The following is a 19682-nucleotide window of genomic DNA, read 5'->3' on the forward strand; positions in this document are numbered from 1 at the left end:
GGGATGCTCCACCCAAAAGGAAAGGCACTTTTCGTGCGTAACACCGCCAAGCTCACCACCGCCGTGCTCGCCGCCGGAGCCCTCACCCTCGGGCTCACCGCATGCGGCTCGGACAAGGCCGACACCGCGTCCGGCACGTCCGACACGAGCGGTCCTCTGGTCGTCGCCGCCAGCCCGACCCCGCACGCCGAGATCCTCGACTACGTGAAGGACAACCTGGCGAAGAAGGCCGGCCTGGAGCTGGAGGTCAAGGAGTTCACCGACTACGTCCTGCCGAACACGGCCACCGAGGACGGCTCCGTGGACGCCAACTACTTCCAGAACCAGCCCTACCTCGACGACTTCAACAAGAAGCAGGGCACCCACATCGTGCCCGTCGTCACCGTGCACCTTGAGCCGCTCGGCCTCTACTCCAACAAGGTCAAGAGCAAGGACGACCTGAAGAGCGGCGCGACCGTCGCCATCCCGAACGACACGGTCAACGAGGCACGCGCCCTCAAGCTCCTCGACTCCGCCGGCATCATCACGCTCAAGGACGGCGTCGGCAACGAGGCGACCCCCGCGGACATCGCCGAGAACCCCAAGAAGCTCACGTTCAAGGAACTGGAGGCGGCCCAGACCCCGCGCTCCCTGGAGGACGTCGACGCCGCGGTGATCAACGGCAACTACGCCCTGGAGGCCGACCTCTCGCCCGCCGAGGACGCCCTGGCCGTGGAGCCCGCCAAGGACAACCCGAACGGCAACTTCCTCGCGGTCAAGGAGGGCAACGAGGACGACCCACGCGTGAAGAAGCTCGTCAAGCTCCTCACCTCCGACGAGGTCAAGAAGTTCATCGAGGACAAGTGGAGCAACGGCTCCGTCATCCCGTCGTTCTGATCGCGCACGTACAGGCCACGTACAAGGGGTCCGTCCTGCGGATCACTTCCGGCTGACGGGGCGTATACGGCGTATCGCCACGCACGGGGTCCACTCGCTCACCGCGGGTGGACCCCGTGGTGCGGTTCAGTGCTTTCATGCTGCATGCTGGGCAGTTCAGCAGGCCCTGAAGGTTTCGAAGGTTACGGAGCGGCGCATGATGAGCACCTTTCCCGACATCTCCATCAGCACGGAGCGGTTGGTTCTGCGCCCGTTCGAGGAGCTGGACATCGAGGCGTTCGCCGAGATGATGAACGACGAGATGGTCACCGCCTGGACCTCCGTCCCCCACCCCTACACCCGGGATGACGCCCGGCGCTGGATCACCGAGCAGGCCCCCGCCGAACGCACCGAGGGCCGCGGCATCGTCTTCGCCGTCACCGAGTTCCTCACCCAGCGCCTCGTCGGCATCGTGCACCTGCGGAACACGGACTGGCGGGTCCGCTCCAGCGAGATCGCGTACATCGTCGCCCCCTGGGCCCGCGGCGAGGGCTACGCGTCCGAGGCGGCCTTCGTCACCGCCCGCTGGCTCTTCCACGACCAGAAGTTCGAACGGCTGGAGCTGCGCACCGCCGCCGACAACGCGGCCTCCCAGCAGGTCGCCCAGAAGATCGGCTGCATCAGCGAGGGCGTGCTGCGCAACGCCTGGATAGCGCGCAGCAGAACGGACAGCGGCCACTGGATCGAGGTCCGCACCGACGTCATCGTCTGGAGCCTGCTGCCGGAGGACCTCACCGGCGCCGACGAACAACTGGCCGACGCCGGCGGTTTCAGCTCCTACTCCGACTGGAACTGAACCCCAGGGGCACGCCCCACCGCCTCCTCCGACTGTTCGGCCCCTGCCGAGCTCTCCCGCGCCACCGGGTACGCTCACGGAGCCCCGTGCCCGTGCGGACTGCCCCTGACGACGTGCGAAAACCCTCTGGAGACTGACGACGATGGCCGACCGCGTCACGGTGATCGGCTGGGACGGCTCCCCCCTGACCTCGGCGGCGCGCTCCGCCCTCGGCGCAGCCACCCTGGTCGCCGGCGCGGCCCACCACCTGACGCTGCCCGAGGTACCCCGGGGCGCCGAACGCATCAGGCTCGGCAGTGTCGCCCTCGCGGCCCGCCGCATCGCCGGCCACCGCGGCACCGCTGTCGTCCTCGCCGACGGGGACCCCGGCTTCTTCGGAGTCGTCCGCACCCTCAGGGCCCCCGAGTACGGCCTGGAGGTCGAGGTCGTCCCCGCCGTCTCCGCCGTGGCCGCCGCCTTCGCCCGCGCGGCCATGCCCTGGGACGACGCCGAGGTGGTCGTCGCACACCGTCGTACGCTGCGCCGCGCGGTCAACGTCTGCCGTGCCCACACCAAGGTGGCCGTCCTCACCTCACCCGGTGCCGGACCCGCCGAACTCGGTCTGCTCCTCGACGGGGTCCACCGCACCTTCGTCATCTGCGAGGAACTCGGCACCGCACGCGAACGCGTCACCGTCCTCACCTCCGACAAGGCCGTCGACCGCGCGTGGCGCGACCCCAACGTCGTCATCGTCATCGGCGGCCACATGGCCGTCGGCGAGGAAGGCGGCTGGATCGCCGGCCGCGACCCCGCCACCGGATCGCGCGGCTGGGCCCTGCCCTCCCTCGTCTACGGCGGCGCCGTCGGCGAGGGCGAGTCGGACATGCTCCGCGCGGCCCAACTCGCCCGCCTGGGCCCGCGGATGGGCGACCTGGTGTGGGACATCGGCTCCGGCAGCGGCGCCTTCGCCACCGAGGCGGCGCGCTGCGGCGCCGCCGTCATCGCCGTCGACCACTCACCCGAGGCCTGCGGCCGTACGACGATGGCGGCACGCCGCTTCGGCGTGCAGCTCCAGGTCGTGCACGGCACCGCCCCGCACGTCCTGGAGAACCTCCCCGAACCCGACGTCGTACGCGTCGGCGGCGGGGGAGCGGCGGTGATCTCGGCCGTCGCCGACCGCCGTCCGCAGCGCATCGTCACTCACGCCGCCACCCGCGACGCCGCCGAACTCATCGGCCGCAACCTCACCGAACACGGCTACGCGGTCCAGTGCGCCCTCGTCCAGTCCGTCGAACTCGACACCAGGGTCTGGACCGAGAAGGAGCGGAGCGTTGCGTTCCTGCTCACGGGCGAACTCGCGCGCCGCGAGACTCATCGCTGAGCGGCCCTCGCCGAGCCTTGCCCGTGATCCGGTTGTCGTACCGGCGCGGTAGGCTGGCAGGCCGTTGTACCGCACTCCAGCACCCGACACTTCGTCGGTCAATGTCCGGAAAGCGCGCCCGTTTTGAGGGCGTGTGTGGTACGGCGGAACCGGAGGGCGCGCAACGTGGCGCAGTCCACAGCGGACCGACGCAGATCGACCTGTTGCGACGGCTGAGCGACCGCGACAATGGCCACTCAATGGCTTTGTCGACTTGCAGGCGGGTCGGCTCGTGCCGCTGGACGCGCACGCTCGTTCTCCACAGTGGGGCGGTCGGTGCGCCGTTCCGGGCCAGCTGGCACAGGCACTAACCGATGGGCGAGGGGTACGCATGACCGACACCGGCCAGATCCCGGGCGAGGGACTGCCGGAGAGCGCAGGCATGGTGGAGCAGCCGGGCGTCTCCGCGCCGGGTGCGTACGCCTACCTCTCCGAGACCGCCGCCGAGGACGAAGACCTCCTGCTGCCGGGCGCCCAGAGCGCCTGGGGCAACGAGGTGCCGCCACCCGCCCCCGAGCCGGTCGTCCAGGTCGTCCACGAGCCCGTCGTCCATGAGCCCGGCCCGCACGAGACGTCGGGCCGGGACAGCGGCTCGCTCGACCTCGGTGCCGTCCGTATGACCGTCGCCACGCCCGTTCCGCAGCCGCCGGTGGCCCGCCGCCCGCTCCACCTCGGCCCGCTCACTCCGGACGCCTCCGCCAGCCCGGTCCGCTCCCTCGCCGACCGCGGCCCGGCGGGCGCCCCCGTCCCGCCCGCCGTACGTCAGTCCGGGCCGCCCACCAGTGGCCCCGAGTATCTGGACGTGCCCCCGCAGAGCGTGTCGCCCTGGGCGGCGGCCCCGGCGCCGGCGCCGGTCGCCTCCGAGGCGACGCCCGCGCAGGCCGTGCCGACCGAGGGCGCGGCTGCAGAAACGGTCGTGCCGGAGCCTGTGCCGTCTCTCGTGGCGGTTGCCGAGGCGCCGGTGGAGGCGGAGGTCGCCGTTCAGGTGCCGGAGGCCACTGTTTCGCCCCCGGAGGCGGTCGTGGCGGCACCACCGGTCGACGAGGTCGCCCAGGCCCAGGCCGAGGCGGCCCAGATCCAGGCCGAGGCCCAGGTCGAGGCCGCTGCCGAGACCCCGCAGGCCGAGCCCGTCGCCGACGTGGCACAGGCTCCCGCCCCGGTCGAGGCCGTCGCCGAGCCGCAGGCCCCCGAGGCTCAGCAGGCCGCGGATGCCGCACAGACCCTGGATGTCGTACAGACCCCTGAAGCCGCACCGACCCCTGAGGCCGCACAGGCCCCCGAGGCTCTCCCGGTCCCGGACGGCTCTCCCGTCGAGCAGAGCCCCGTCGAGCAGAGCCCCATCGAGCAGAGCCCGGTCGAGCCCGGTCTGCCGGAGACCACACCGTTCCCGGCGGCGGCCGAGGAGCGGAGAGAGACGCCCGCTCAGGTCCTGAGCGAGCCCCAGCCTCCGTCCCCGGACGTCCCGCAGCCCCCGCACGAGGCGGCCGACGGCGTCGGCGACGAGCCCGTGGAGGTCGTCCAGGTCTCTGCGGCGGAGGAGGCCGAACCGACGCCGGTCGCGGCCGTCGTCGTGGAGGACCAGCAGCCCGCGCAGGAGCCCGTCCTCACGCAGGACCCGCAGCAGGCGCCCGAAGCGCCGGTGGCCCAGGAGCCCCCGGTCCACGAGCCTCAGCCGGTGGAAGCGGTGGAAGCCGTGGAGGTGCCGGAGTTCGTGGAGGAGGTGCCCCCGCAGCCCGCCGCGGACGAGGCGCAGGCAGCGGAGATCCCCCAGCCGCAGGCCCCCGTGCAAGGCCCGCAGGCCACGGACCCCGCTGCCCACATCGTGGACGTGGCGGCCCAGACCCCGGACACCGCCGACCAGGCCGCTCAGAGCGACCAGAGCGCCGACACCACGGACTCCTCGGTATCTCAGCCCCTCGCGGCCGAGGCCGTGCCCGCGTCGGAGGAGCCGCAGGAGATTCCGGTCCAGGAGGCCGTGCCCGCCGAGCAGCCGGTCGACGTGGCCGTGGCGGAGCCCATCGCGCCCGCCGTCGCCGAGGCCCCGCAGCCTGTCCTGACGGAGGCGGCCCCTCAGCCGCCGGCCCCCCAAGGCGCGGTCGTCCAGCCCCCCGGCGAGCCCGAGCCCGTCGGCGCCCCGCTCGCCGCGGCGGCACCGCTGGAGGCAGCGCAGGCCCCGGTGGACCAGCCGCTGGGCCAGTTCGTGCCCGTGGAGGGCTCGGTGCCCACGACCCCGCACCTGGCCCCGACGCCGCCCCGTGGCGTGCCGGTCCCGTCGGTACCCACGCAGGAGGAGTCGGCCGAGGAATCCGTGCCTCCCGCCGAGGCCACCGTTCCGGCCCCCCGTGAGGCGGAGGCCGAGGCACAGCCCGAGCCGCTCGCCGCCGACGCGGAGCCCGGCCTCGTCCAGCACGCGGACGACCTGGAGACCAGGGCGGCCGACCAGGAAGACGGCGAAGCCGGCGCGGAGAACGAAGAGAGCACGGCCGCAGTGGACGAGACACCCGAAGAAGCCCAGGCGGAGACGGGGGAGGACGCGCGGGAAGAGGTACGCCAGTCCACGGGCCCGGCCGCGCCCCCCTACGACGACGCCGAGCGCGAGGCCGTCCTCAAGGTCATGCGTGAGCGCCGTGACATCCGCAACGGCTTCCGCGGCGACCCGATCCCGCACGACGTGCTGCTCCGCGTCCTGGAGGCCGCCCACACGGCCCCCTCCGTCGGCCACTCCCAGCCCTGGGACTTCGTCGTCATCCGCTCCGCCGAGACACGCCGCACGATGCACGAGCTGGCCCAGCGTCAGCGCGAGGCGTACGCCAAGTCGCTGCCCAAGGGCCGTGCCAAGCAGTTCAAGGAACTGAAGATCGAGGCCATCCTCGACACCCCGGTGAACATCGTCGTCACCGCAGACCCGACGCGCGGCGGCCGCCACACCCTGGGCCGCCACACGCAGCCGCAGATGGCCCCGTACTCCTCCGCGCTCGCGGTCGAGAACCTCTGGCTCGCCGCCCGCGCCGAGGGCCTCGGCGTCGGCTGGGTCAGCTTCTTCGACGAGCGCGAGATGGTCCGCGCCCTCGGCCTCCCCGAGCACCTGGAGGTCGTCGCCTACCTCTGCGTCGGATACGTCGACGAGTTCCCGGACGAGCCCGAGCTGATGCAGGCCGGCTGGGCCAAGCGCCGCCCGCTGTCCTGGGTCGTCCACGAGGAGACGTACGGCCGTCGTGCCCTGCCCGGAGAGGACCCGCACGACCTGCTCGCCGAGACCGTCGCCAACATCCGCCCGCTGGACGCCAAGGCGCTCGGTGAGGCATGGGAGCGGCAGAAGCGCATGACCAAGCCGGCCGGAGCCCTCGGCATGCTGGAGATCATCTCCGCGCAGCTGTCCGGCCTGTCCCGCCAGTGCCCGCCGCCGATCCCGGAGCCCGCCGCCGTCGCGATCTTCGCGGGCGACCACGGCGTCCACGCCCAGGGCGTCACCCCGTGGCCCCAGGAGGTGACGGCCCAGATGGTCGCCAACTTCCTCGGCGGAGGAGCGGTCTGCAACGCCTTCGCCACCCAGGTGGGCGCCGAGGTCTGCGTCGTGGACGTGGGCGTGGCGAGCGACCTCCCGGCCACGCCGGGCCTGCTGCCGCGCAAGATCCGCGCCGGTACGTCGGACATGACCACCGGGCCCGCGATGACCCGCGAGGAGGCCAAGAAGGCCATCGAGGTGGGCATCGAGACGGCCCGCGACCTCGTGGCGGCCGGCAACAAGGCCCTGCTCACGGGCGAGATGGGCATCGCCAACACCACGGCGTCGGCGGCCCTGATCTCCGTCTTCACCGACTCGGACCCCGCCGAGGTCACCGGTCGCGGCACGGGCATCAACGACGAGACCCTGGCCCGCAAGACCGAGGTCGTCCGCCGCGCCATCGATCTCCACGAGCCGGACCCGGCCGACCCCATCGGCGTCCTCGCCGCGATCGGCGGCTTCGAACACGCGGCCATGGTCGGCCTCCTTCTGGGCGGCGCCTCCCTGCGTACGCCGGTGATCCTGGACGGCGTCAGCGCCGGCGCCGCCGCCCTGGTGGCCCGGGCCATCGCCCCCGAGGTCCTCGCCGCCTGCATCGCCGGCCACCGCAGCGCCGAACCCGGCCACGTGGCCGCCCTCCAGAAGCTCGGCCTCCGCCCCCTGGTCGACCTCGACCTTCGCCTCGGCGAGGGCACCGGAGCCCTACTGGCCCTCCCGGTGGTCCAGAGCGCGGCCAGAGCGATGCACGAGGTGGCGACGTTCGACTCGGCGGGGGTGACCGAGAAGTAGGGGAGTGGGCGCCGGGTGCCCTTGTAAGCCGGGCTGCGGTTGTGGGCAGTCGTTCCGTTGGGACGGAACGGGTGGGCACAACCACCCACCGGCGCGCACCCGGCCACCACGCTCAGCCACGGGACCTGCTGAGCCGCCGACCCCAACCGCCCCTTAGAATCCGCACGTCAGGGCCACTCCAAAGCTGCAGTGCCCCAACTCGCACCACCCGCCAGCCCGAGGGAGCCGCACCTCCATGGCCGAAAGCCCCGCCTACCCCGTAGGCCTCCGCCTCACCGGCCGGAAAGTCGTCGTCCTCGGCGGCGGCCAGGTGGCCCAGCGCCGCCTCCCCGCCCTCATCGCAGCGGGCGCCGACATCCTCCTCGTATCCCCCGAGGCGACGCCCTCCGTCGAGGCGATGGCGGACGCGGGCGAAATCACGTGGCAGAAGCGCCCGTACGCCGAAGGCGACCTCACCGACGCCTGGTACGCCCTCATCGCCACCGGAGACACCGAGGCGAACACCCGGGCCTCCGCCGAGGCGGAGGCACACCGGGTGTGGTGCGTCCGCTCGGACGACGCCGACGCGGCAACGGCGTGGACCCCGGCCACAGGGACCAGCGAGGGTGTCACTGTCGCGGTCCTCACGACGGAGGCGCGCGGCCGGGACCCCCGCCACACCGCCGCCATCCGCGACGCGGTCGTCGAGGGCCTCCGCGACGGCACGCTCGTCGCCCCGCACCACCGCACCCGCACCCCCGGCGTCGCCCTGGTCGGCGGCGGCCCCGGCGACCCGGACCTCATCACGGTCCGCGGCCGTCGCCTCCTCGCCGAGGCCGACGTCGTCATCGCCGACCGCCTCGGCCCGCGCGACCTCCTCGCCGAACTCCCGCCGCACGTCGAGGTGATCGACGCGGCGAAGATCCCGTACGGCCGTTTCATGGCCCAGGAGGCCATCAACAACGCGCTGATCGAGCACGCGAAGCAGGGCAAGTCGGTCGTGCGTCTCAAGGGCGGCGACCCGTACGTCTTCGGCCGGGGCATGGAGGAACTCCACGCGCTCGCCGAGGCGGGCATCACCTGCACCGTCGTCCCCGGCATCTCCAGCTCGATCTCGGTCCCGGGCGCGGCCGGCATCCCGGTCACCCACCGGGGCGTCGCCCACGAGTTCACGGTGGTCAGCGGCCATGTGGCCCCCGACGACGAGCGTTCCCTGGTCGACTGGGCCTCCCTCGCCAAGCTCACCGGCACACTCGTGATCCTGATGGGCGTCGACAAGATCGGCAGGATCGCGGAGACCCTCGTGGCGAACGGCAAGTCCCCGGACACCCCGGTCGCCCTGATCCAGGAGGGCACGACCGCGGCCCAGCGCCGGGTCGACGCGACGCTCGCCACGGTCGCCGAGACGGTACGTACGCAGGAGGTCAAGCCCCCGGCGGTCATCGTCATCGGCGAGGTCGTGAACGTGGGCGCGCCCCCCATCGAGTAACCGCGGGTAACCCAACTCGTACCAAGCCGTTGGCACCACACCCAGGACAAGGCAGTATCACCCTGTGGCCGATCTCATCACTGTTGAGAACCCTGACGATCCCCGTCTGCGCGACTACACGGGCCTGACCGACGTCGAACTGCGCCGCAAGCGCGAACCGGCCGAGGGCCTGTTCATCGCGGAGGGCGAGAAGGTGATCAGACGGGCCAAGAGCGCCGGCTACGAGATGCGCTCGATGCTGCTCTCCGCCAAGTGGGTCGACGTCATGCGCGATGTCATCGACGAGCTCCCGGCCCCGGTGTACGCGGTCAGCCCGGAACTCGCCGAGCAGGTCACCGGTTACCACGTCCACCGCGGCGCCCTCGCCTCCATGCAGCGCAAGCCGCTGCCGACGGCGGACGAGCTGCTTCGGACCGCCCGCCGCGTCGTGATCATGGAATCGGTGAACGACCATACGAACATCGGTGCAATATTTCGCTCGGCCGCGGCCCTCGGCATGGACGCCGTCCTGCTCTCACCCGACTGCGCGGACCCCCTCTACCGACGTAGCGTCAAGGTCTCCATGGGCGCGGTCTTCTCGGTCCCCTACGCCCGCCTCGACACCTGGCCCAAGGGCCTGGACGCCGTTCGCGACGCGGGCTTCACGCTGCTCGCCCTCACCCCGGACGAGAAGGCGAGGTCCCTCGACGAGGCGGCCCCGCACAAGATGGACCGCGTCGCCCTGATGCTGGGCGCGGAGGGCGACGGCCTCTCCACGAAGGCCCTGATGGCGGCCGACGAGTGGGTCCGCATCCCGATGGCCCACGGCGTCGACTCGCTCAACGTGGGCGCGGCGGCCGCCGTCGCGTTCTACGCGGTGGCGACGGGCCGCCCGCAGGCCTGACCCGACCGGAGCCGGGACGGCCGGTGTGTCACTCCGAGGTCCCGGCGTCCTTCACCGACCGACGCTGCTGCCCCAGCGGCGCATCACCCTGCTGCCGTACGTCGGCCTGCTCCTGCACACCCTTCCGCACGCCCCCGTCGTCGAGCCCCCGCGGCGGCCCCTGACATCCCTGCGCCGCCGCGATACCGAGCGCCACGAACAGTGTCACGACGACGAACACGAACAGCCGCTGACGCAGCAGCCGGGGGTTGGCGGGCCGCCGCGCACTCCCGTTGGTGCGGGGCGCCGGACGCCCCGTACCGCTGCGGGGTGCGGGGCGGCTGCCGGAGCGTGTGTTGTTCCGGGGCTGCGGAGGTCGCGCCCCGGACCGGGAACCACCGCCGGTCCGTGAACCACCGCCGGTCCGGGGCGGCGGCGTACCGGGCGCCCCCTTCACACCTGACTGCGAAGGCCGGGTGTCCGGCGGCTGCCGCAGCGTGCGCTGCTCGACGTACTGCTCCGCGAGCCGGCCCGACGGCCGGTCCGGGTCGGTGCGCGGCGCGGGCGGGCGGACGTCCGACAACCCCTGCGCCTCACGGGCCGCGATCTCCTTCAGCCGCAGCGACAACTGCAACGTGGTGGGCCGCTCCTCCGGATCCTTCGCCAGGCACGCCCGGACGAGCGGAGCCAACGCGTCCGGCACACCCCGCAACTGCGGCTCCTCGTGCACCACCCGATACAGCATCACTTCGGAACTGCCCTGCCCGAAGGGCGAGTCGGAGGTAGCCGCGTAGGCGAGCGTGGCCCCGAGGGAGAAGACGTCCGTGGCCGGCGTGACGGCGGCCCCACGCACCTGCTCGGGCGCGAGGAACCCGGGCGACCCGACGGCCGTACCCACATGTGTCAGGGTCGAGGCGCCCGTGGCCCAGGCGATACCGAAGTCGATGATCCGCGGCCCCTTCGGGGAAAGCAGGATGTTCGACGGCTTCAGATCACGGTGGACCACCCCCGCCTCGTGCACCGCGACCAGCCCCTCGGAGAGGGCGGCACCGACGGACGCCACCTCGGCGGCGGACAGTGGCCCTTCCTCGGCGACCTTGTCGTGCAGGGAGGGCCCGGGCACGTACTGGGTGGCGAACCACGGGCGATCCGCTTCCAGATCGGCGGCGACCAGCCGAGCCGTGCACCCGCCCCTGATCCGCCGCGCGGCCGAGACCTCGCGCGCGAACCGCGAACGGAACTCCTGATCCTCGGCCAGATCGGGCCGGATCACCTTCAGCGCGACCCGTTGCCCGCGCCGGTCGGAGCCCAGATAGACAACGCCCATCCCGCCCGCGCCGAGCCGTCTGTGGATCCTGAACGAGCCGACGACGCGCGGGTCCTCGCGCCTCAGGCGCATCATCGCCATGTTCATCCCCGCTGCCCGTTCCGTCTGACGAGCCACAGCTTACGTTTCCACGGCCGGGCGTGCGCAGAGGCCGCGCCCTCACGATCCGATCGATTGTCAGGGGTGGATCGCAAACTTGAAAGGTTGTCAGGGAACAGGAGTTCGGGACTGTGTTGGGCTGCGTGTGATCCCAACCACGCGCCACAGAAGGGGGATTGAACCCGCGAAGGGCGACCGTGCGGAGAAGGTGGTGGGCACGGGGGACACGACCCGTACCTACGAGGTGATCGCGAGCGGGGCGGGCCGCCGGGTGGAGGCGGTGGTACGACGAGGCGGCGTGGAAGTGAGCGAAGTCACCCTCCCGCGCAAAAAGAACACTCCGGGCGTCCCCTCCGGGAAGACCCCGAGACCTAGGACCTCATCTCCACCCAGGGGAGTACGCCGCAGGTCATCGCTCATCCTCCGGGAGGCCCGCCAATCGGTACGAGGGCATGACGACCCCTACCCGCCGCACGCCTAGATTTGAGGTCAAGCGGCGGGTGCAGCACTCGTCCCCCGAGGTCAGACACCCGCCGCTGCCAACGAACAAGCAAGACGGACAAGAACTGACGAGAACGGTCGGAGGAGGGACCATGGCCCACACGGCACCGCGGACGGCGATCCGCACGCGAGAGCGCAGGGTGTTCACCGCCGACCGCCGCGCGGGCCGTCGCCACCCCTTGGTGGCGACCGCGATGGTCCTCCCCCTGGCGGCCCTGCTCGTGTACGCCTTCGGCGGCTGGGAAGCAGTGGTCACACAAGCGTCGTCCGTGGGTGTGATGCTGGGGCGCTGAGCGGCGACCCCAGGCCCGGAAGAGCGGTCCGGGCGGGGACATCCACCCATGAAACCCCGTGGGGACGGGGGTGCGGCGGACGGCAATAGACGCCCGCGCAGCTGGGGAGCTGCGCGGGCGTTGCTCTGTGTTGCGGCAGGCGAACCGGATGCCGGCGTGGCTGCCCTCCAGAGCTGCCCGCAGAGCGCCGCCCACCCGCCGGCGGTGCTGAAACCGCCTCTGCCGTAACCACGGGCAGCCATGGCGCAGGCGCAGCGCCGGACTTACTCGGCCAGCGGGCATGCGTGCAGCCCTCCACCTGGCTGCGGGCATTCGTGCCGCCGGGGCGGCACGGGTGGGCGCAGCGGCACCTCGTAACCGCCGAGCCGCGCAATCTCTCCACGGCCCAGCCCGAGCCGACGCCACCCCCGTGCGTAGGCTCACAGCCAGCGCCGTACACCTCCAGGGGGACCCATGACAGCCGCCGACGTCCTACCCGCCCTCACCGCCAAACTCCGGACCGCGGCCCACTCCGAAGCCACCCCCTGCACCCACCCCGACACAGTCCTCGCCGAACGCGCAGACGGCACCGTCGTCCGCCACGCCGACACCGTGGCCAAGGCGCACGCCCCCGACACCGACGCCACCGCCCTGGCCCTCCGCCTCGCCGTCGCCACCACCAACCCCGACACCCTCCTGGCCCCGCTCCACCCCACCCCGGCCCCCCTCCACGGCCGACTGGTCACGTTCTGGCCGTACGGCACCCCCGTAGATCCCGAAACCCCCGAGAACGCGCCTTGGGAAGCCGCGGCCACCCTCCTCGCGCACCTGCACAACGCACCCCCGCCCCCGGGCCTCCCCGCCATGCGCGGCCCGGCCAAGGCGGCCCAGGCGATCGCCCGCCTCCTCACGGCCGCGCCCACCCATGCCGCCACGGCACCCGTCCTCCGCGCCTGGCACACCCTCCCCGCCTGGGCCCGGGCCGAGGCCCCGATGCCCGACACGGCCACCCTCTGCCACGGCGACCTGCACCTCGGCCAACTCGTGCGCCACCCCGCGACCACCGGCCCCTGGCGGCTCATAGACGTCGACGACCTCGGCGTGGGTGTCCCGGCGTGGGACCTGGCCCGCCCGGCCGCCTGGTACGCCTGCGGCCTCCTTCCGCCCGACCAGTGGATCCGCTTCCTGACCGCCTACCGACAGGCCAACGGCCCGGCCGTTCCCGCACACGACGACCCCTGGCCGGTACTGGACGTACCCGCCCGCGCACTCACCGTGCAGACGGCGGCGTTGGCGATCGCCAAGTCCACGGCGGCCGGGCGCCCCCTCGACGACGTGCAGCAGGCCGTTATCGACGCATGTGACCGAATGGGAGGCATCCCGCCGGAGTTGGTGAACGTTTTCCCGAAGTAGGGTGCAACCGACCGCTCCCGGACAGTGTCTGTCCTGGCGTAACGCGAAGCAGTACCGAACGGCGAGGAGTTGAGCCGAACCATGCACATGCAGTGTCCGAAGTGCCATGCGCCGATGCACACCTACAACCGCAATGGCGTCCAGATCGAGCAGTGCAGTGGCTGCCGCGGGATCTTCCTCGACTACGGCGAGCTGGAGGCGCTGACGCGTCTGGAGTCCCAGTGGGGTGGCGGCCCGGCCGTTCCGCCGCCGCCGGCCGCTCCGCAGTACCCGTCGGGCGGAGGCCACGCCGCTCCCGCCTGGGGTGCCCCGCACGGCGGTCACCACGGGGGACACGGCCACCACGGAGGCCACCACAACCGGAGCTTCGGCCACATGCTGTTCTCCAGCTGACCCAAGCGGAAGCCCCCGGCCGTACGAGACGGCCGGGGGCTCCGGTGTGTGTGGACGATACTGGGATTGAACCAGTGACCTCTTCCGTGTCAGGGAAGCGCTCTCCCGCTGAGCTAATCGTCCTCGGGATCACAACCTGCGGGCTGTGGATCTTGCGTGCGCGATACTGGGATTGAACCAGTGACCTCTTCCGTGTCAGGGAAGCGCTCTCCCGCTGAGCTAATCGCGCGAGTCGAAACCTTGCGGCTCCAGAGGCCCGAAGGCCTCAGTGGACGATACTGGGATTGAACCAGTGACCTCTTCCGTGTCAGGGAAGCGCTCTCCCGCTGAGCTAATCGTCCTTGGAGGTGGAGACGGGATTTGAACCCGTGTAGACGGCTTTGCAGGCCGTTGCCTCGCCTCTCGGCCACTCCACCAGGAGTGTAGGGGTTCGGGAAGATCCCCTTGCTTCTTCGAGCGGACGACGAGGCTCGAACTCGCGACCTCAACCTTGGCAAGGTTGCGCTCTACCAACTGAGCTACGTCCGCTTGTCGTTTCGGTTTCGCTTCCGCGTCCCGGCGACGTGTTGAACTCTAGCGGATTCCGGGGCCAGCACAAAAACGCGTTTGCGCAGCGTGCTGCGGTGCGTCCGCTCCAGGACCTGGTCAGAGCCGAGTGCGGGGTGCCCGTCCTAGACTCGACGACGTGCTCGACCTCTCTCCGCTCGCCCGCTTCGGCAGCCTCGTGGCCACCGGTCTCACCGACGTGACCAGCGATCCCGCCGCCCTGGACTCGTCCGGTTTCTGGGCCGTCCGCGCCGACTTCGAGGGCGGCGTGGTCTGCGCGCGCTTCAGCGACGTACGTCAGGAACGGGTGCCCGCGCCGGTGCCGGGGAGGTGGCACGGCCCGGCCGCCGACGACTGGACGTCTTCCCTCGACCGTGCCGCGTACACCGAGGGCGTACGCCGTATCCGCGAGCTCATCGCCGCGGGCGAGGTCTACCAGGCCAACCTCTGCCGGGTGCTGTCCGCGCCCGTGGCGCCCGACGCCGACGTGGACGCGCTGACCGCGCTGCTCGCCCGGGGCAACCCGGCACCGTTTGCCGGAACGATTCGCCTGCCGGGGCACGGGGTGGAGATCGCCACCGCGTCCCCCGAGCTCTTCCTGCGGCTCAACGGCCGTGTCGTCGAGTCCGGACCGATCAAGGGCACCGGGCGCACCGAGGCGGACCTCCTGGAGAAGGACTACGCCGAGAACGTGATGATCGTGGACCTGGTCCGCAACGACATCGGGCGGGTCTGCGCCACCGGCACCGTGACCGTGCCCGATCTGTGCGTCGTCGAGAAGCACCCGGGCCTTGTCCACCTGGTCTCCACCGTGCGTGGCGAACTGCGCGAGGACGCCGGCTGGCCGGAGCTGCTCGCCGCCGGTTTCCCACCCGGCTCCGTCACCGGCGCCCCGAAGTCCAGCGCGATGCGGATCATCGACGCCCTGGAGACGGCACCGCGCGGCCCGTACTGCGGAGGCATCGGCTGGGTCGACGCCGACCGAGGCACCGGAGAGCTGGCCGTCGGTATCCGTACCTTCTGGATCGACCGGCCGGCGGGCGAGCTCCGCTTCGGCACGGGAGCGGGCATCACCTGGGGATCGGACCCCGAGGCGGAGTGGCGGGAGACCGAGCTGAAGGCCGCGCGACTGCTCGCGGTAGCGTCGGGAACGTACGAGGCGAATGGGAGGACCCTTCCGTGAAGATCTGGCTCGACGGCGGCCTGCAGGACATCGAATTTGCCCGTGTCTCCGTCCTGGACCACGGGCTGACCGTGGGCGACGGCATCTTCGAGACCGTCAAGGCCGTCCACGGGCGGCTGTTCGCGCTGACCCGCCACCTCGACCGGCTGGCCCGCTCGGCCCGCGGCCTCGGTCTGCCCGAGCCGGACCTCGACGAGGTGCGCCACGCCTGCGCCGCAGTCCTGGACGCCAACCCGATGGCCCTCGGGCGCCTGCGCATCACCTACACCGGCGGAGTCTCCCCGCTCGGCTCCGACCGTGGCGATCACGGCCCGACCCTCGTCGTCGCCCTCGGTGAGACCACCCGGCGCGCCGACTCCACCGCCGTGATCACCGTCCCGTGGACCCGCAACGAGCGCGGCGCCCTCACCGGTCTGAAGACCACCTCGTACGCCGAGAACGTCGTCGCCCTCGCCCGGGCCCACGAACAGGGCGCGAGCGAGGCGCTGTTCGCCAACACCGTGGGGCAGTTGTGCGAGGGGACGGGCTCCAACGTCTTCGTCGTCCTCGACGGGGAGATCCACACCCCGCCGGTCGCCTCCGGCTGCCTCGCGGGCATCACGCGCGCGCTCGTCGTCGAGTGGACGGGCGCCCGGGAGACCGACCTGCCGCTCGACGTCCTGGAGAGCGCCGACGAGCTCTTTCTGACCTCCACCCTGCGCGACGTACAGGCCGTCCACCGCGTCGACACCCGCGAACTGTCCGGCACGCCGGGCCCGGTGACGGCGAAGGCGATGCGGGCCTTCGACGAGCGGGCCGGGGACGACCTGGACCCGTGACGAGCCTCGCCCGCGAGGGCCGCTGTCCGCAACTGTTGCCGATATTCGGCTGACTGGCGCGGCTCAGGCGGGTACAACACCCCTGATGACCACGACCCTGCGGCCCAGCGAGCCGCTTCAGCAGGACGAGGACGGGGCGCGTTCGCGCCGCTACCAGGTGTGCGTGAACAGCCGCCCTGTGGGCTCGATAAGGCTCGGTACCTATCCGGCCTTCGGGGAGTCGGTGGCCCGGATCCTGGACCTGCGCATCGAGGAACCGGACCGGCGGCGAGGCCGGGCCACGATCGCCGCGCTCGCCGCGGAGGAGGTCGCCCGAGGCTGGGGCTGCCGGCGGATCGAGACCAGCGTCCCGCGCGACGCCGAGGCCGCCCTGAGGCTGACCCACACGCTCGGCTACGTCCTGCGCAACCGGGGCATGCGCAAGTCCCTCGGCCCCACCCCGCCCGCGCTGCCCGAGGGCAGCAGGGCCCGGCCCCTTACGCAGGCCGAGTTCGGTCCGTGGGCCGAGAACGGCCGTGAGGGCTACGTGCAGGACTGGGTCACCCGCGGGGTGCCCGAGGCGGATGCGCGCGCGAAGGCCCTGCGCGACTACGAGGGGCAGCTGCCCGACGGCCCGGCCACCGAGCACATGGTGCTCAGCGTGCTGGAACACGAGGGAACGCGAGTCGGCGCCCTGTGGCTCGGGCTGGCCGGCGAGAGCGCCTTCGTGTGCGACGTGGAGACGGAGGCCGCACACCGGGGCCGCGGCCACGGCCGCACACTCATGCTGCTGGCCGAAGCCCAGGCGCTGGCCGCCGGAAAACCCGACATCGTCCTCAACGTCTTCGCGGGGAACACCCCGGCCGAGCGGCTCTACGAGTCACTCGGGTACGAGACGGTCAACCATCACCTGTACAAGCAGTTGATCTGAAGGATGGCGGGGCCCCGATTCGAGGGCGAAGAAGGTCGATGCTCGGTCGGAGGGAGCCGGTCGGAGGGAGCCGCTCCGTGGGAGCCGGTCCGTGGGAGCCGGTCCGTGGGAGCCGGTCCGAGGGCCGACGAGGTGCCCGGAACGGCTGGTGGCCCTCGGGTGTCACGCCGTCTCGGCGAGCAGCCGGTCGGCGATCTCCTCGATGCGCTCGCGCAGCCCCGCCTGGCTTTTGCCGCCGTCGAGGCGCTCGCCGCCGATGACGTACGTGGGGGTGCCGGTCACGCCGATCGCCTTGCCCTCGGCCTGGTCGGCGTCGACGATCAGGATGTGCCGGCCGTCGATCAGCGCGGTGTCGAACTCCTCTGCGTCCAGCCCGAGTTCACCGGCCACCTCCACCAGAAACGCCTCCCCCTTGCGGTCCAGCTCCTCGACCCGGCCCAGCACGGCATCGACATAGGGCCACGACCTGCCCTGCTCCGCGGCCTCCTCGGCGGCCTGCGCTGCGGCGAACGCGTGCTTGTGCTTCTCCAGCGGGAAGTGCCGAAGTCGTACGTCGAGCCGGTCGCCGTAGCGCTCGCGCAATGCGCGGATGTCGACGAGGGCGCTGCGGCAGTCGGGGCACTGGAGTTCGCACCAGACGTCCAGGACGACGGTGGCGGGCAGAGTCGCGGAGGGCTGTGCGGGGGAGGAGTCGCTCATGGGGATCAGTCTTCCAGCCGGGGTCCGCGACGGCCCAACCCGGGCCACGACCCCGAGACGCCCCGGAGATCTCCCTGAGGTCTCCCTCGACCATGGCATATCGGACGGGCGGCGGTGCAGGATGGAAGTGACGAACGACCGTGCCGACCACACCGATCGTACCGATCGCACCGACCGAGCCAGCTCTGAGCAATTCCTGGAGGACCGGATGATTGCCGAGACCGTCTGTTCCGCCGTCGCCGCGGCCGGCCTCGGCATCGCCGCGATCACGGCCTACCGCAAGCGCTTCCTCAAGGCGACGCGCATCGCCGCCTATGCGCTCGTGCCCCTCGGTCTGGTCATGACCGGGATCGTCGAATGGGTGGCGGAGACCGCCTTCAGCCCGGTGGCCTGGGCCGGCTTCGGTGTGCTCGGCGCCGCCTGGTTCCTGTTCATGACCACGCGAGCGGTGGAGCGGCGCAGTGTGGGGACCGGCAAGGACCGCAAGGCGGCCAAGTCCGGCCTGCCCGAGGCGATAGCCCCCGCGGCCTCGGCGCCCTCCCGGGGCCAGGCGTCCCGCCCGGCGCCTCGCTCCTCGGCCGCGCCCGGAGCGACCGGTGCGGGCAAGGCCTCCGGTGCCTCGGCCGCGGACGACTTCAGCGACATCGAGGCGATCCTGAAGAAGCACGGGATATGACCGCCCGGGAAATGACCTCCGGGCGTGCGACAGGCTGACCCGAGCGACGGACGCGACCGGCTGCCCCGTCCGACTGAAACGACACAGTGGGTCGGGCGACGACGCGGAAGTGATCACGTTCGCTCCGGACGTTATGGATATTGGCGAACACCCCGTCATTCCGGGTCTGTTGATCGCGCCGAGGGTGCCTCCTGCGTCATCATCGCCGCGAGATGCTGGAAACAACACAGAGCGACCCCGTCGCCCCGCCCGAGGAGCGACGAGGTTGTCTCTTCGCGCTCTCCCAGCCACCGCTGATGATCTTCCTTGCGGTAATCGGCTGCCTGCTGCTCATGGCGTCACTGCACGATCTGCTGATGCTCTGAGCCGTAGACGGAGCCCCTGGCGCCACCCGCCGAGGGCTCCGTCAGTCCCGGCGTGCGCGCACTGTTGCCGCTGGCGTCCGAGTGCGGGATCTCGGTCCCTCGGGGTCAGCCTGCTGCTTCCTTGCGGCGCGCCCGGTAGGCGGCGACATGCAAGCGGTTGCCGCAGGTGCGGCTGTCGCAGTAGCGGCGGGAGCGGTTGCGGGAGAGGTCGACGAAGGCGCGGCGGCAGTCGGGGGCCTCGCAGCGGCGCAGTCGTTCCTGCTCCCCGGCGACCACGAAGAAGGAGAGGGCCATGCCGCAGTCGGCCGCGAGATGGTCGGCGACGGACGCGCCGGGGGCGAAGTAGTGCACATGCCAGTCGTAGCCGTCGTGGTTGGTGAGCCGGGGCGTGGTGCCGGCCGCGGCGATCAGGTCGTTGATGACCATGGCGGCCGAGGCCGGGTCGGGTGCGGTGAAGACCTCGGCGAACCGGCCGCGAACCCTGCGGACGGCCGCGAGATCGAGTTCGGACAGCGCACCGACGTCACTGACCTTGTTCTTTCCTACGAATTCGGCGAGCGCCGCGACATCCGCGAGCCCGTCCGCCACCGTGTCGTTCTCCGGCGCGGTGTTCACCAGATCCACCACGGTGTCGAGAGCACACCGGGTGTCGTGGGTGATCAGCACGTTTCGCTCCCTGGCCTGCGGGGGTCGGGCGGGCGCCCGCCGATGCTGGCCGATGGTAGTGGTTCGGCGGGGTGACCGGC

Annotated in this window: 17 protein-coding genes and 5 tRNA genes; 14 read left to right on the plus strand and 8 right to left on the minus strand. The window is 71.8% G+C overall.

Going from position 1 to position 19682, the window contains the following annotated elements; translation table 11 throughout:
- Positions 1-33: 33 nt before the first annotated feature.
- From SGFS_RS45190 to SGFS_RS45215, 6 genes are all read left to right on the plus strand, one after another.
- Positions 34-876: a MetQ/NlpA family ABC transporter substrate-binding protein gene (locus SGFS_RS45190; RefSeq protein WP_286258326.1), complete on the plus strand. Its 843-nt coding sequence runs from the start codon at positions 34-36 to the stop codon at positions 874-876.
- Between the two features lie 196 nt (positions 877-1072).
- Positions 1073-1711: a GNAT family N-acetyltransferase gene (locus SGFS_RS45195; RefSeq protein ID WP_286258327.1), complete on the plus strand. Its 639-nt coding sequence runs from the start codon at positions 1073-1075 to the stop codon at positions 1709-1711.
- Between the two features lie 142 nt (positions 1712-1853).
- Positions 1854-3071, plus strand: a complete 1218-nt coding sequence (cbiE, locus tag SGFS_RS45200; protein ID WP_286258329.1) for a precorrin-6y C5,15-methyltransferase (decarboxylating) subunit CbiE — start codon at positions 1854-1856, stop codon at positions 3069-3071.
- A 370-nt stretch (positions 3072-3441) separates the two neighbouring features.
- Positions 3442-7404: a nicotinate-nucleotide--dimethylbenzimidazole phosphoribosyltransferase gene (gene cobT / locus SGFS_RS45205; RefSeq protein ID WP_286258331.1), complete on the plus strand. Its 3963-nt coding sequence runs from the start codon at positions 3442-3444 to the stop codon at positions 7402-7404.
- A gap of 235 nt (positions 7405-7639) precedes the next feature.
- Positions 7640-8872, plus strand: a complete 1233-nt coding sequence (gene cobA, locus SGFS_RS45210) for a uroporphyrinogen-III C-methyltransferase (RefSeq protein WP_286258333.1) — start codon at positions 7640-7642, stop codon at positions 8870-8872.
- 64 nt (positions 8873-8936) lie between these two features.
- Positions 8937-9755: a TrmH family RNA methyltransferase gene (locus SGFS_RS45215; RefSeq protein WP_286258335.1), complete on the plus strand. Its 819-nt coding sequence runs from the start codon at positions 8937-8939 to the stop codon at positions 9753-9755.
- A 28-nt stretch (positions 9756-9783) separates the two neighbouring features.
- Here the strand turns inward: SGFS_RS45215 and SGFS_RS45220 are convergent, their stop codons facing one another.
- Positions 9784-11148 carry a serine/threonine-protein kinase gene (locus SGFS_RS45220; RefSeq protein WP_286260376.1) on the minus strand — a complete coding sequence of 455 codons (1365 nt, stop codon included), beginning with the start codon at positions 11146-11148 and terminating at the stop codon, positions 9784-9786.
- Positions 11149-11753: 605 nt separating this feature from the next.
- On the opposite strand from SGFS_RS45220, the gene SGFS_RS45230 reads away from it, so the two are divergent.
- The 3 genes from SGFS_RS45230 (at position 11754) to SGFS_RS45240 (ending at position 13739) form a co-directional block, all read left to right on the plus strand.
- A complete protein-coding gene (locus tag SGFS_RS45230) occupies positions 11754-11954 on the plus strand; it encodes a hypothetical protein (protein ID WP_215450932.1) in 201 nt (66 codons plus the stop codon).
- A 453-nt stretch (positions 11955-12407) separates the two neighbouring features.
- Positions 12408-13346 (plus strand): phosphotransferase family protein, encoded by a 939-nt coding sequence (locus tag SGFS_RS45235; RefSeq protein ID WP_286258341.1) that lies wholly within the window; start codon positions 12408-12410, stop codon positions 13344-13346.
- 87 nt (positions 13347-13433) lie between these two features.
- Positions 13434-13739, plus strand: coding sequence for a TFIIB-type zinc ribbon-containing protein (locus tag SGFS_RS45240; protein WP_286260378.1), 306 nt, complete (start codon positions 13434-13436; stop codon positions 13737-13739).
- Between the two features lie 51 nt (positions 13740-13790).
- On the opposite strand, the gene SGFS_RS45245 is transcribed toward SGFS_RS45240, so the two are convergent.
- The 5 genes from SGFS_RS45245 to SGFS_RS45265 form a co-directional block, all read right to left on the minus strand.
- Positions 13791-13862: transfer RNA gene (locus SGFS_RS45245), tRNA-Val, on the minus strand.
- Between the two features lie 34 nt (positions 13863-13896).
- Positions 13897-13968: transfer RNA gene (locus tag SGFS_RS45250), tRNA-Val, on the minus strand.
- A 40-nt stretch (positions 13969-14008) separates the two neighbouring features.
- A tRNA-Val gene (locus SGFS_RS45255) sits at positions 14009-14080 on the minus strand.
- Between the two features lies 1 nt (position 14081).
- A tRNA-Cys gene (locus tag SGFS_RS45260) sits at positions 14082-14155 on the minus strand.
- Between the two features lie 39 nt (positions 14156-14194).
- Positions 14195-14267, minus strand: a tRNA-Gly gene (locus SGFS_RS45265).
- Positions 14268-14424: 157 nt separating this feature from the next.
- Here SGFS_RS45265 and SGFS_RS45270 point away from each other — a divergent pair.
- From SGFS_RS45270 to SGFS_RS45280, 3 genes are all read left to right on the plus strand, one after another.
- Positions 14425-15468 carry a chorismate-binding protein gene (locus SGFS_RS45270; RefSeq protein WP_286258342.1) on the plus strand — a complete coding sequence of 348 codons (1044 nt, stop codon included), beginning with the start codon at positions 14425-14427 and terminating at the stop codon, positions 15466-15468.
- Positions 15465-16286, plus strand: a complete 822-nt coding sequence (locus SGFS_RS45275; RefSeq protein WP_286258343.1) for an aminotransferase class IV — start codon at positions 15465-15467, stop codon at positions 16284-16286. Before SGFS_RS45270 ends, SGFS_RS45275 begins: the two co-directional genes overlap by 4 nt.
- Before the next feature lie 85 nt (positions 16287-16371).
- The gene (locus SGFS_RS45280; RefSeq protein WP_286258344.1) at positions 16372-17196 is read left to right on the plus strand and encodes a GNAT family N-acetyltransferase; all 825 of its coding nucleotides are present in this window, start codon (positions 16372-16374) and stop codon (positions 17194-17196) included.
- Positions 17197-17358: 162 nt separating this feature from the next.
- Here SGFS_RS45280 and SGFS_RS45285 read toward each other — a convergent pair whose 3' ends face one another.
- The gene (locus SGFS_RS45285; protein WP_286258346.1) at positions 17359-17895 is read right to left on the minus strand and encodes a DsbA family protein; all 537 of its coding nucleotides are present in this window, start codon (positions 17893-17895) and stop codon (positions 17359-17361) included.
- Positions 17896-18103: 208 nt separating this feature from the next.
- Here SGFS_RS45285 and SGFS_RS45290 point away from each other — a divergent pair, with 208 nt between their 5' ends.
- Complete coding sequence (locus SGFS_RS45290; RefSeq protein ID WP_286258347.1) at positions 18104-18571, plus strand: hypothetical protein; 468 nt, start codon at positions 18104-18106, stop codon at positions 18569-18571.
- A 212-nt stretch (positions 18572-18783) separates the two neighbouring features.
- Positions 18784-18936 (plus strand): hypothetical protein, encoded by a 153-nt coding sequence (locus SGFS_RS45295; protein WP_286258349.1) that lies wholly within the window; start codon positions 18784-18786, stop codon positions 18934-18936.
- A gap of 105 nt (positions 18937-19041) precedes the next feature.
- On the opposite strand, the gene SGFS_RS45300 is transcribed toward SGFS_RS45295, so the two are convergent.
- A complete protein-coding gene (locus SGFS_RS45300) occupies positions 19042-19602 on the minus strand; it encodes a CGNR zinc finger domain-containing protein (protein WP_286258351.1) in 561 nt (186 codons plus the stop codon).
- Positions 19603-19682 lie beyond the last annotated feature (80 nt).

Origin of the sequence: Streptomyces graminofaciens (assembly GCF_030294945.1) — a bacterium.
Lineage (GTDB): Bacteria > Actinomycetota > Actinomycetes > Streptomycetales > Streptomycetaceae > Streptomyces > Streptomyces graminofaciens.